General features: G+C 69.3%; 10 protein-coding genes. 4 read left to right on the top strand and 6 right to left on the bottom strand.

Features of this window, described 5'->3' with window-relative positions:
- Positions 1 to 117: 117 nt before the first annotated feature.
- Together ABNQ40_RS09960 and ABNQ40_RS09955 are read right to left on the bottom strand one after the other, a co-directional pair.
- Positions 118 to 765, bottom strand: a complete 648-nt coding sequence (locus tag ABNQ40_RS09960; RefSeq protein WP_109049542.1) for a hypothetical protein — start codon at positions 763 to 765, stop codon at positions 118 to 120.
- Positions 762 to 1661 (bottom strand): helix-turn-helix domain-containing protein, encoded by a 900-nt coding sequence (locus tag ABNQ40_RS09955; protein WP_109049541.1) that lies wholly within the window; start codon positions 1659 to 1661, stop codon positions 762 to 764. The genes ABNQ40_RS09960 and ABNQ40_RS09955 overlap by 4 nt, the downstream gene beginning before the upstream one ends.
- 680 nt (positions 1662 to 2341) lie before the next feature.
- On the opposite strand from ABNQ40_RS09955, the gene ABNQ40_RS09950 reads away from it, so the two are divergent.
- Complete coding sequence (locus ABNQ40_RS09950; protein WP_109049540.1) at positions 2342 to 3574, top strand: plasmid replication protein; 1233 nt, start codon at positions 2342 to 2344, stop codon at positions 3572 to 3574.
- Between the two features lie 4 nt (positions 3575 to 3578).
- On the opposite strand, the gene ABNQ40_RS09945 is transcribed toward ABNQ40_RS09950, so the two are convergent.
- The 4 genes from ABNQ40_RS09945 to ABNQ40_RS09930 form a co-directional block, all read right to left on the bottom strand.
- On the bottom strand, positions 3579 to 4229 hold the full coding sequence (locus ABNQ40_RS09945) for a phosphatase PAP2 family protein (protein ID WP_247879745.1): 651 nt from the start codon (positions 4227 to 4229) through the stop codon (positions 3579 to 3581).
- A gap of 99 nt (positions 4230 to 4328) precedes the next feature.
- Positions 4329 to 5144, bottom strand: a complete 816-nt coding sequence (gene hutG / locus ABNQ40_RS09940; protein ID WP_109049538.1) for an N-formylglutamate deformylase — start codon at positions 5142 to 5144, stop codon at positions 4329 to 4331.
- Positions 5141 to 6679: a histidine ammonia-lyase gene (hutH, locus tag ABNQ40_RS09935; protein ID WP_109049537.1), complete on the bottom strand. Its 1539-nt coding sequence runs from the start codon at positions 6677 to 6679 to the stop codon at positions 5141 to 5143. The genes hutG and hutH overlap by 4 nt, the downstream gene beginning before the upstream one ends.
- Positions 6676 to 8040 carry a formimidoylglutamate deiminase gene (locus ABNQ40_RS09930; protein ID WP_109049536.1) on the bottom strand — a complete coding sequence of 455 codons (1365 nt, stop codon included), beginning with the start codon at positions 8038 to 8040 and terminating at the stop codon, positions 6676 to 6678. Before ABNQ40_RS09930 ends, hutH begins: the two co-directional genes overlap by 4 nt.
- Before the next feature lie 96 nt (positions 8041 to 8136).
- Here ABNQ40_RS09930 and hutI point away from each other — a divergent pair, with 96 nt between their 5' ends.
- Genes hutI through hutU form a run of 3 tightly spaced genes read left to right on the top strand, consistent with a single transcriptional unit; the run spans position 8137 to position 11863 of the window.
- Positions 8137 to 9405, top strand: coding sequence for an imidazolonepropionase (gene hutI / locus ABNQ40_RS09925; RefSeq protein ID WP_109049535.1), 1269 nt, complete (start codon positions 8137 to 8139; stop codon positions 9403 to 9405).
- Positions 9402 to 10130 carry a histidine utilization repressor gene (gene hutC, locus ABNQ40_RS09920; RefSeq protein WP_109049534.1) on the top strand — a complete coding sequence of 243 codons (729 nt, stop codon included), beginning with the start codon at positions 9402 to 9404 and terminating at the stop codon, positions 10128 to 10130. Before hutI ends, hutC begins: the two co-directional genes overlap by 4 nt.
- Before the next feature lie 50 nt (positions 10131 to 10180).
- Positions 10181 to 11863: a urocanate hydratase gene (gene hutU, locus ABNQ40_RS09915; RefSeq protein WP_109049533.1), complete on the top strand. Its 1683-nt coding sequence runs from the start codon at positions 10181 to 10183 to the stop codon at positions 11861 to 11863.
- Positions 11864 to 11881: the final 18 nt, after the last annotated feature.

Below are 11881 nucleotides of genomic sequence, written 5' to 3'. Positions count from 1 at the left end.
CCCCTTTTACCAAAGCCCGGCCGTGGCGCAAATCTAAGACATGTCTTAGCTTCGCAGCAGCCGGACAGGGTGTCGCCCCTGCCACAGATTGGCGATCTAAGACAGAAAGTCCCCTCATCATCGCATACGGTGCATCGCCGACGCCAGCACCGGGCGCACCGCAGCGGTCGGGTTGCCGGTCTCCCCGTCCCGCTCGCCTGCCATGGCGATGGCGCGCAACCGGTCGGCAAGGGCATTTTCCTCGGCGCAGGCCTCCTCGCACAGGGCGCGGATCTCGGCGATGCTCGGCCGCCATTTGCGGGTGCGCCGCCACCGGCGAGCCGCCTGATCGATGGCCCAGGCCGGGAACTCGCCCAGATCGTCGGCCCAGTCCATCGCGAGCAATTGCTCCACCTCGGGGCTGGTCGCCTTCGCCGGAAAATGGCTCAGCAAAGCCAGCACCCGCCCCAGCAGATGGTTGGCCGATGCCGGCGCCAGGATGGTGTCGGCGATCTCCGACAGAGCGCGGCGGGCCAGTGCGGCATGGCGCGGCGTCACTCCGTCCGGTGGTGTCCAGTCCTCCACGACATCGGCAAAACCGTCTTCGGTGAAGCGGCTGTGGCGCCCGACCTGTCCACGGTCGAGAAGCCGTTGCAACGGTTCCGGCAGGGCGTCGCGCAACATGCGGCTGCGCAGGGCCGGCGCCATCGCCGGGTCGAAGGGCAGCGGCAGGCCGGGCGGTGCGGCGACAGAGGAGGATGTGGGGAACTGGTGCAGGTTGCTCATGCGATCCCCCAGGGGTTGGCTGGTGCGTTGGACGGCGTGTTGTTCAGACGGGCGGCAACGCTGGCCCAGGCCGACAGGCGCTGCTCGGCGTTGGCGGCTGCGGAATTCGGCCCGGAAGCGGCGATGCGGGAAGTTGTTCGCGGAGTGCGGTTGTTCTGTCCGCGCACGGTTGCCGCGGGCTGTTGCGCCATACGGCCGGCATCCTGCAGCAGCCAGGACCGCCACGCTGCGGCCGGATCCCGGTAGCGGTAGCCATGGGCCCGGCATTGCTGGACGAAGCGCTCGGCATGGCTGTCGACGTCGATGTCGGGAAAGCGCTCCGCCGCCCATTGCCGGTCGGCCGGGGGTGGGACCCAATCGGCGGTAACCGGTTCGGCGGCGCCGGCAGAGCTGAACGACATCCCCTCGTCCGCACGCCGGCGGAGCGTGTCAGGAATCTGTTCTGGTTCAGGCTGTTCGTGACTCGCTGCTGAACAGGGGGAGTCCGCGGATGAGTCAGCGGGGATGTCCACCCCTGCACCGTCCTGCGTTCCGTTCGGGGAGATCAGCATCAGCCGGTAGCGGCAGCTGAGACGCCCGCCATTGGCCGAGCGGCGGTGTTCGATGCCGACCAGCCCGAGCGCCTCCAGCCGGCCCAGGATCCGGTTGACGGTCGGGCGGCTGCGTTTCAGCTTGTCGGCCAGCGTCGCTTGCGACGGCCAGCACACCCCCGCCTCGTCGGCGTAGGTGCTGAGCGCCGCCAGCACGGCGAGACCGTCGGCATCGAGATCGGGATGGTCGAGCCACCAAGCCGGGATCCGGCCCCAGCGGTTTTGCCCGGTGTGGGTTTGCTGGCTGTGGGTTTGCTGGCTGTGGGTTTGCCTGGGGCGGTTCGGGCTTGCAGTCCGGTTTGTCATCTGTGGCGATACTCCTCCGCGCCCTGGACGCGAGATTTGGCGCAAGATTGGCCGCATGATCGGCCGTCGCGATTGGCGCAGAGGATTCGGAGCGGTCGGCGGAAGAGTCGAATCGCGGGCTCGCACTCCATGGAGCCGCAGCCCGCGGATAGTCAGCGACAGCCCGCGACCGTAAAGCCCCTGCCCGCGACCATGGAGCATCGGCCCGCGATTGGCCGGCGATGCCGCGCCGAATCGGGATCCTGGCGCCTTTGGCCGCGGATGTGGAGCCATTGCCCGCGATTGCCGGCGGTCCGCGTTCCGCGATGCTGGAGCAACAGCCCGCGATTGGCCGCCGATGCCGTGACGATGGTGCGAATCGCGGGCAATCCGGCGCCGAAGCGATCCGCCTCCGCCCCCTATGGAGCGGCAGCCCGCGGTTCGACCCACCGCGATTCCCGGCGGCTGGGCCGATTCTCCCCGATTCTTCAAGGGCTCGCGGAGTTCGGCCCCGGCGATGCCGCGTCCGGGCGGCAATCGCGGGCTATCGCTCCATGACCGCGGGCCGTTGCTCCATCATCGCGGGGTGCGGCACCATATCCGCGGGCTGTCGCTCCATCCCGGATGCGGTAAACTCACTGCGTTCTGTTGCACCGGCGGGTCCGCCGCGCCATGGTTACTCCCGACATCCGGAGACGTTCATGACCAAGATGGCCCCGACCAGCGCCGCACAGCTCATCCTGTTCGAGCTGGAAGACCGTTCGCAATCGCATCTGATCGCGCTCTACGATCTGGCGCCGCGCTTCGTGTTCGTCTCCCGCGACAACGACAAGGAAAAGACCGCCAAGGACAAGGGCGAGCTGGTCACCAAGGACAACTTCATCAAGTCGGTGCGGCGCGAGTTCGCCTTCCGCGGCCGCAATTACCGCCTGACCGTCCAGCCCGCCCGTATCGACCGGCTCAGCACCGCCAAGAAGGACGACCGCGCCCCCGGCGCCGGTCCGGATCTGGTCGAAGTCGAGATCTTTCCGTCGGAGCGCGAACAGGTGGTGGAGCAGGTCGTCCGCCGCCTCGCCATGGACCGCTCACGCCTGTCGCTGACCGGCGAGAACCGCGACAAGGTGCAGATGCGCTTCAGCCTCTACGAGATCCAGCGGGAACTGCGGGCGGTCAACCACACCTTGTCGATCCAGGACATCCGCGAATCCCTGACCATCCTGGCGCGGTCGCGCATCATCATCTCCACCGGTGGCAGCGCCGAGCCGGGCAAGAAGAGCCGCGGCCAGAACCTGCTGGAATCGACCGCCTTCCCGGTGCTGGCGATCCGCTCGCGCCCCGATCTGGTCGATGAGGACGGTGGGGTCGAGGAGACCTATCTGGAATTCAACCCGCTGGTCTCCGCCGCCATCCGCGACCTGGAGTTCAAGCCGGTCTCCTACGCCTGGTTGATGAAGCTGAAGTCGCCGGTGTCGCGCTGGCTCTACAACCGCCTGTCCATCGAGTACGACACCGCCGACGACGAGGCGAAGCCGGTGTCGATCAGCGCCGACGAGATCATCAAGAACAGCGGCATGAACGAGTGGTCGCGCCGCCGCGACACCCTGCGCGTGGTCACCTCCGCCGTCGATGCTCTGGTGGACGAGGGCATTCTCGACATCGCCGACAAGGAATACACCAAGGTCGGTAAGCGCATCGACGCCATCGACTATGTGCTGACCCCGTCGCAGAAGTTCCTCGATCAGGTCCGCCGCGGCCGCCGGGTGCAGATCACCAACATCGATCTGCTCAAGCAGATCGTCGGCAATGCCATGCGGCCCGACGGCTTCGTGCCGTTGAAGGCTGGCGAGGTGGCGGAAATGCGCAACAGGCGCGCCAAGCGGCTGGCCGATCCGGCGAAGGCCGAACAGGCCAGCCTGCCGCTGCCGAAGAAATAACCGCTCAGCGCGCCAGCAGGCGGCGCGCCACCAGCGTGATGGCGGTCCCCAGCAGGGCGCCGGCAAGCACGTCGGACGCCCAATGGCGGTGCTTGACCACCCGGCCGCTGGCCATCGCCGCCGCGGCGCCGTAAATCATCAGACTTTGCGCCGGCGACCGGCTGACCGTGGCGAGCGCGGTCGCGGCGGCGAAGGCGCTTCCCGCATGGCCGGACGGCAGCGAGCGGGCGCTGATCCGCTTGCCCGGCCGCTGCCGCGGCTCGCATTCGTCGGGGCGGCGGCGCTTGACGTAGCGTTTGATCGAGCGGCTGGCCGTCGCCGTTGCCACCAGCCCGAGGACGCCGACGCTGCCGGCGCGGCGCAGATCCTCCTGACCGGTCAGCAGTCCGACAAGTCCGGCGATGGCGAAGCTGGGGATCAGAACCGGCCGCTTTATGACGTAATGGCCCGCGCTTGCCAGCACCTTGCTGACTGGGCCGGGATCGCAGGTGACGATGTCGTGGACCTGGGCGTCCAGCGCGTCGACTGCCGTCAGGGCCGGCTGAAGGACCGCCGGTGCGGGCCGCCCGCCATAGCCGATTCCGCCACCGGGATTCTCGATGCCCCGATTCTCGATGCCGCCCTGGTCGCTGTTCTGTTCGGTGATGTCGCTCAACGCCGGTCCCCTGCATGCCGCGCCGCGAAAACCGGCGCCGCAGAGGAACGCGGCGGATGCGGGGGCGGTTCCGCGCCCCCGCATGCCTGTCCGCTCGTATCAGCCTTGCGCCGGCCGCCAGCCGGTGAAGGCGTCCAGCAGCGCGGTCAGCACCCGTTGCAGGCTTGAAGCCCGGTCCGGACGGTAGGCGAAGGGCGGCGCCTCCTCGTCCATATAGCGGTCCTGCGCCAGCTCCATCTGGATGGCATGGACGCCGTTCGCCGGCTGGCCGTAAGCGCGGGTGATGTGGCCGCCGACGAAGCGGCCGTTGGTGACGCAGGTCATGCCCTCCGCCGCCGCGGCACTCTCCATCGCCGCGACGACCCGGGCGGCCAGCACCGGATCGATGCTGGCGCCGCGCGCCGTTCCCAGATTGAGGTCGGGCAGACGGCCGTCGAACAGCCGCGGCACATGGCTGCGGATCGAATGGGCGTCATAGAGCAGGGCGAAGCCATGCCGTGCCTTCACCCGCTCCAGTTCCGCCGCCAGTGCCTCGTGGTAGGGGTGCCAATAGCCTTGCACCCGCTGCGCCACTTCGGCCTCGTCGGGAGCCTGGCCATCGCGGTAGAGCGGCGTGCCGTCGAACAGCACGTCCGGGCAGAGGCCGGTGGTCGCCTGTCCGGGATAGAGGCTCTCGCCGGTCGAGGCCCGGTTGAGGTCGACGACATAGCGGGAATAGCGGGCGCTGAGCAGCGTGGCGCCCATGTCCTTGGCGAAGCCGTACAGGCGCGGGATGTGCCAGTCGGTGTCGCGCAGGGTCAGCGCCTCGTCCGTCAGCCGCTCGGCCAGACCTGGGAAAAGGTCCGTGCCGCAATGGGGCATGCTGATGACCAGCGGCCCGTCGCCTCGCTCCAGATCGAAGATGGTGTCGGTCATTGTGCGGTCTCCAGGGATACCGGCATCAGATGGTCGAGCGACCCGTCGCGCACCAGGGTGCCGATGGCGGCCAGATCCGGGGCGAAGTAACGGTCGACCTCGTAACGCGGCACCTGGGCGCGGATGGTGGCGATGGCCTGCTCCAGCCGCTCCGTGGTCTTCAGCGGGCGATGGAACTCCAGACCCTGAATCGCGGCCAAAAGCTCTATACCGACGATGTCGGCGACGTTGCCGGCGATGTCGCCCAGCCGGCGCGCCGCGAAGGTCGCCATGCTGACATGGTCCTCCTGGTTGGCGGAGGTCGGCAGGCTGTCGACGCTTGCCGGGTGGGCGAGCGTCTTGTTCTCCGACGCCAGCGCGGCGGCGGTGACATGGGCGATCATGAAGCCGGAGTTCAGACCCGGCTCGGCGACCAGGAAGGGCGGCAGGCCGCTGATGGTGGTGTCGATTAGCATGGCGATGCGGCGTTCGGCGAGCGCCCCGATCTCCGACGCGGCAATGGCGAGCTGGTCGGCGGCCATCGCCACCGGCTCCGCATGGAAGTTGCCGCCGGACAGCACCTCGTCGGTGTCGACCAGCACCAGCGGGTTGTCGGTGACGCCGTTGGCCTCGATCACCAGCGTGCGTGCCGCCTGCCGCATCTGGTCGAGCACGGCGCCCATCACCTGCGGCTGGCAGCGCAGGCTGTAGGGATCCTGCACCCGGTGGCAGTCGGGCCCCTGGTGGCTGGCGTTCAGCTCACTGCCGGCCAGCATGTCGCGGAAGGCGGCGGCAACGGCGATCTGGCCGGGCTGGCCGCGCAGCGCGCTGATGCGGGCGTCGAACGGACGATGGCTGCCCATCACGGCCTCGACCGACAGGGAGCCGGCGACCAGCGCCGCCTTGAAGGTGCGCTCGATCTCGAACAGGCCGGCGAGCGCCAGACCGGTCGAGACCTGGGTGCCGTTGATCAGCGCCAGACCTTCCTTGGCCTTCAGGTCGAAGACGGCCAAGCCGGCGATGCGCAGACCCTCTTCCGCCGGCAGGGTGACGCCCTGCACCCGGACATGGCCGATGCCGAGCAGCACGCCGCACAGATGGGCCAGCGGCGCCAGATCGCCCGAGGCGCCGACGGAACCCTTGCCCGGCACGACCGGCAGCACGTCGGCCTCATAGAGCTTCAGCAGCGCATCGACCAGCGCCGGACGGACGCCCGAGGCGCCGACGGCGAGGCTGACCGCCTTGATGACCAGGATCAGACGCACCACGCCGTCGGCCAGCGGGGCGCCGACGCCGGTGGCGTGCGACAGGATCAGGTTGCGCTGGAGTTTTTCCAGATCGCTCGCCGCGATGTGGGTGTGGGCCAGCTTGCCGAAGCCGGTGTTGACGCCATAGACCGCCTCGTCGCCGCCGGCGATCCGGTCGATCAGCGCGCGCGAGCGCTCCATCCGCGGATAGGCCGCCGGGTCGAGCGTCAGGGCCGGACGGTCGCGGTAGATGCTGCGCAGCGTGTCGAGCGACAGCGCGCCCGGAACCAGAGTGATGGTCTCGCTCATCCCAGAAGTCTCCCAAGTGTCTTTTTGAAGCGGTCGGCGATTTCGTCCTCGCGCGGGTGGCGGCGGTCGCGGACGATTGTGCGTCCGGCGATCACCACGTCCCGGACGAGGGGAGTGTTTCCGGCGAAGATCCAGCCGTCCAGCAGCGCATCGCCCTTGCGCGCCGCCAGCAGCGGGTGGTCGGTGTCGAGCACGACGATGTCGGCGCGGAGGCCGGTGGCGATGCGCCCGGCATCGAACCCGGTCGCCTGCGCGCCGCCGGCCTGGGCATCCTCGACCAGCCGGCGGGCGGTGGAGCGGCGGGGGCCGCCGGCCAGCACGGTGCGCCGTTCGCTGGTCAACCGCGCGCCGTACTCCAGCCAGCGCAGTTCCTCAACCGGGCTGACGGAGATGTGGCTGTCGGAGCCGATGCCCCAGCGCCCGCCCTGCGCCATGTAGGATTGGGCGGCGAAGAAGCCGTCGCCGAGATTGGCTTCGGTGGTCAGGCACAGGCCGGCGATGGCGCCGCTGGCGGCGACGCCCGCCACCTCGGCGTCGGTCATGTGGGTGGCGTGGATCAGGCACCAGCGGCCATCGACCGGCTGGGTGTCGAGCAGATGCTCGACCGGGCGGCGGCTGCGGTAGGCGACGCAGTCCTCGACCTCCCGGCGCTGCTCGGCGATGTGGATGTGGATCGGGCCTTGCGGGTTGGCGGCGACGGTCTCGGTCAGCAATCCGTCCGGCACGGCGCGCAGCGAATGCGGGGCGATGCCGAGCTGCACGTCGGATGATTCGCCATAGGCGCGGCGCAGGGCCCCGGTCAACCGTTCGAACCCTGCCCCGTCATGGATGAAGCGGCGCTGCCCGGCGGTCGGCGGCGTGCCGCCGAAGCCGGACGCGTTGTAGAGCACCGGCAACAGCGCGATCGGCAGCCCGGCGGTCCGGGCGGCGGCAATGGCGCGGTGGCTCATCTCCGCCGGGTCGGCGTAGGCGCTGCCGTCGCGGTCGTGGTGCAGGTAATGGAATTCGGCGATGGCGGTGAAACCGGCCTTCAGCGTCTCCACATAGAGCTGGGCGGCGACCGCCTCGAAATCCTCCGGACCCATGCGGTCGAGCGCGCGGTACATCACATCGCGCCAGCTCCAGAAGCTGTCCGACCCCTCGCCGGAGGATTCGCCCATCCCGGCGATGGCGCGCTGGTGGGCGTGGGAATGCAAATTGGCGATGCCGGCGACCGCCGCCCCGGCAAAGCGCTCCGCATCGGCCGGGCAGGCGGCACCGGGCGTCACAGAGACGATCCGGCCCCGGCTGTCTACCGTGACCAGCACATCCTCCGCCCAGCCGTCCGGCAGCAGCGCCGAGGCAAAAAACAGGTTGCTCATGAGGGCGCCCTCGCTATTATAGACAACACTATACAAGTATAGGCAACCTGATGCCAAGAGGGTTGCTGCACGAACTTGTAGGAAGGAGCCGAACCGATGCCGACCAGCGCGCCGTGGGATTCCCTGTGGATCGACCTGTCCGTTGCCACGATGGATGGCGCCGCGATGGGCGAGGCCGACGGCTACGGCGCCATCGCCGACGCCGCGGTGGGCATCAAGGACGGCCGCATTGCCTTCGTCGGCCGCCGCGCCGACCTGACCGATGAGCCCGAGGCGCTGGCGACCGAGGTGCATTCGGGGCAGGGCGGCTGGATGACTCCCGGCCTGATCGACTGCCACACCCACCTCGTCTATGGCGGCAACCGCGCTCGCGAGTTCGAGATGCGGCTGAACGGCGCCACCTATGAGGAGATCGCGCGGGCCGGCGGCGGCATCCTGTCCACCGTCACCGCCACACGGGCCGCCAGCGAGGACGAGCTTCTGGCCGCGACCCTGCCGCGGCTGGACAGCCTGCTGGCCGAGGGTGTGACGACGGTGGAGGTCAAGTCCGGCTACGGCCTCGACACCGAAACCGAGACGCGGATGCTGTGCGTCGCCCGCCGGCTGGCCCAGGTCCGTCCGGTGGAGGTGCGAACCACATATCTCGGCGCCCACGCCCTGCCGCCGGAGTTCAAGAACGACCCGGACGGCTACATCGACCGCATCTGCGCCGAGACGCTGCCGGCCATCGCCGAAGCCGGGCTGGCCGATGCGGTGGACGCCTTCTGCGAGGGGATCGGCTTCTCCGTCGCCCAGACCCGGCGGGTGTTCGAGACGGCGAAGCGGCTCGGCCTGCCGGTGAAGCTGCATGCGGAGCAGCTGAGCAACCTCGGCGGCGCCCGGCTGGTGGCGGAGTTCGGCGGGCTGTCGGCCGACCACATCGAGCATCTGGACGAGCACGGCGTCGTCGCCATGGCGAAGGCCGGCACGGTGGCGGTGCTGCTGCCCGGCGCCTTCTACGCCCTGCGCGAGACCAAGCTGCCGCCCATCGAGCTGCTGCGCCGCCACGGCGTGCCGATGGCGCTGTCCACCGACAACAACCCCGGCACCTCGCCGGTGACCTCGCTGCTGCTGATGCTGTCGATGGGCTGCACCTTCTTCCGCCTGACCCCGGCGGAGGCGCTGGCCGGTATCACCCGCCATGCGGCGAAGGCGCTGGGGCTGGACGACCGCGGCGTGATCGCTCGGGCCAAGCGCGCCGATCTGGCGGTCTGGCGCATCGAGCATCCGGCGGAGCTGGCCTACGCCATCGGCCTCAACCCCTGCATGGCTGTGGTCAATGGCGGGGTGGTCCGCAAGCCGCGGGTCGAAGCGGGGGCCGCATGAGCGACACCATCTCCACCGCCCAGCCGCGTTACGCCCAGATCAAGGAGGCCATCCGCCGCCGGATCAGCTCCGGCGACTGGCCTGAAGGCTTCCAGATCCCGTCGGAGCACAAGCTGCTGGAGGAATTCTCGGTCAGCCGCATGACGGTTCACCGTGCGCTGCGCGACCTGACCGATGAGGGGCTGCTGACCCGTGTGCAGGGGCTGGGCACCTTCGTCGCCGAACGGCCGCCCAGCACCGACGTGGTGGAGCTGCGCAGCATCGCCGACGAGATCGCCGAGCGCGGCAATGTCCACGCCTGCCGGGTGGAGCGATTGCTCGCGGTTGCCGCCGATGCCGTTCTGGCCCGCCGCTTCAACCTGCCGGTCGGGGCGAGGCTGTTCCACTCCGTCGTCGTCCACAGCGAAAGCGACGTGCCGGTCCAGCTGGAGGAGCGCTGGGTCAACCCGGCGGTGGCGCCCGACTATCTCGACCAGGACTTCACCCGCCAGACGCCGGGTGAATACCTGATCCGGCTGGAAGCCTCGCCGCAGGTCGAGCATGTCATCGAAGCGGTGTCGCCGACGGCGGAGATCGCCCGCCTGCTCGACATTCCCGTCATCGAGCCCTGCCTGCGCGTGACCCGCCGCACCTGGGTCGGCGGGCGGGTGGTGACGGTGGCGATGCTGGTCCATCCCGGCAGCCGCTACCGGCTGGGCGCGCGCTTCCAGCTGCCGCCCCATTAGCAAAACCGATCCCCGAACAGCACATCCCTCCCACCAGGAGCCATCACCAGATGTCATCCCGCCTCGACAACCAGCGCGTCATCCGTGCCCCGCACGGCCCCGAACTGAGCTGCAAGAGCTGGCTCGCCGAGGCGCCGATGCGCATGCTGATGAACAACCTCGACCCCGACGTGGCGGAACGGCCGCAGGAGCTGGTCGTCTATGGCGGCATCGGCCGCGCCGCCCGCGACTGGGAAAGCTTCGACCGCATCGTCTCGGCGCTGAAGACGCTGAATGACGACGAGACGCTGCTGGTCCAGTCCGGCAAGCCGGTCGGCGTCTTCCGCACCCATGCCGACGCGCCGCGCGTGCTGATCGCCAACTCCAACCTCGTCCCGCGCTGGGCGACCTGGGAGCATTTCAACGAGCTGGACCGCAAGGGTCTGGCGATGTACGGCCAGATGACCGCCGGCAGCTGGATCTACATCGGCAGCCAGGGCATCGTGCAGGGCACCTACGAGACCTTCGTCGAGGCCGGGCGCCAGCATTACAACGGCGACCTGAAGGGCAAGTGGATCCTGACCGGCGGCCTGGGCGGCATGGGCGGGGCGCAGCCGCTGGCCGCCACCATGGCCGGCGCCTGCATGCTGGCGGTCGAATGCCGCCCCAGCAGCATCGAGATGCGCATCCGCACCGGCTATCTCGACCGCCACACCGCCGACCTGGATGAGGCGCTGGCCTGGATCGACGAGGCCTGCGCCAAGGGAGAGGCGATCTCCGTCGGCCTGCTCGGCAACGCCGCCGACGTCTTCCCCGAACTGGCGCGCCGCGCCGGCACCGACATCAAGGCCCGGCCGCACATCGTCACCGACCAGACCTCCGCCCACGATCCGGTGAACGGCTATCTGCCGCAGGGCTGGACGCTGGAGGAGTGGGAGAGCGCCCGCGAAAGCCAGCCGGCCGCGGTGGCCGCCGCCGCGCGTAAGTCGATGCGGGTGCAGGTTGAGGCCATGCTGGCCTTCCACGGCATGGGCATCCCGACCGTCGATTACGGCAACAACATCCGGCAGATGGCGAAGGAGGAGGGGCTGGAGAACGCCTTCGACTTCCCCGGCTTCGTCCCCGCCTATATCCGTCCGCTGTTCTGCCGCGGCATCGGTCCCTTCCGCTGGGCAGCATTGTCCGGCGATCCGGAGGACATCCGCAAGACCGACGCCAAGGTGAAGGAGCTGATCCCCGACGATCCGCACCTGCACAACTGGCTCGACATGGCGGCCAAGCGCATCCAGTTCCAGGGCCTGCCGGCGCGCATCTGCTGGGTGGGGCTCGGGCAGCGCCACCGCCTCGGCCTCGCCTTCAACGAGATGGTGAAGTCGGGCGAGCTGAAGGCTCCCATCGTCATCGGCCGCGACCATCTCGACAGCGGCTCGGTCGCCAGCCCGAACCGCGAGACCGAGGCGATGAAGGACGGCACCGACGCCGTGTCGGACTGGCCGCTGCTGAACGCGCTGCTGAACACCGCCAGCGGGGCGACCTGGGTCAGCCTGCACCATGGCGGCGGCGTCGGCATGGGCTTCTCGCAGCATTCGGGCATGGTCATCGTCTGCGACGGCAGCGACGCAGCGGCCAAGCGACTGGAGCGCGTGCTGTGGAACGACCCGGCCACCGGCGTGATGCGCCATGCCGACGCCGGCTATGACATCGCCATCGACTGCGCCAAGGAGCAGGGGCTGAACCTGCCGTTCCTGAAGTAAGCGTTGCCTTTGGGGGGG

Source organism: Azospirillum sp. A23 (genome assembly GCF_042938965.1).
GTDB lineage: Bacteria > Pseudomonadota > Alphaproteobacteria > Azospirillales > Azospirillaceae > Azospirillum > Azospirillum melinis.
Note: the sequence above shows the minus strand (reverse complement) of the source record. Positions and strands in the feature narration are given on the sequence as shown.

Coding starts and splice junctions, on each gene's coding strand:
- ABNQ40_RS09930 (WP_109049536.1), bottom strand. CDS start 8,040: ATGAGCAACCTGTTTTTTGCCTCGGCGCTGCTGCCGGACGGCTGGGCG.
- ABNQ40_RS09955 (WP_109049541.1), bottom strand. CDS start 1,661: ATGACAAACCGGACTGCAAGCCCGAACCGCCCCAGGCAAACCCACAGC.
- hutU (WP_109049533.1), top strand. CDS start 10,181: ATGTCATCCCGCCTCGACAACCAGCGCGTCATCCGTGCCCCGCACGGC.
- hutC (WP_109049534.1), top strand. CDS start 9,402: ATGAGCGACACCATCTCCACCGCCCAGCCGCGTTACGCCCAGATCAAG.
- ABNQ40_RS09960 (WP_109049542.1), bottom strand. CDS start 765: ATGAGCAACCTGCACCAGTTCCCCACATCCTCCTCTGTCGCCGCACCG.
- hutI (WP_109049535.1), top strand. CDS start 8,137: ATGCCGACCAGCGCGCCGTGGGATTCCCTGTGGATCGACCTGTCCGTT.
- ABNQ40_RS09950 (WP_109049540.1), top strand. CDS start 2,342: ATGACCAAGATGGCCCCGACCAGCGCCGCACAGCTCATCCTGTTCGAG.
- hutH (WP_109049537.1), bottom strand. CDS start 6,679: ATGAGCGAGACCATCACTCTGGTTCCGGGCGCGCTGTCGCTCGACACG.
- hutG (WP_109049538.1), bottom strand. CDS start 5,144: ATGACCGACACCATCTTCGATCTGGAGCGAGGCGACGGGCCGCTGGTC.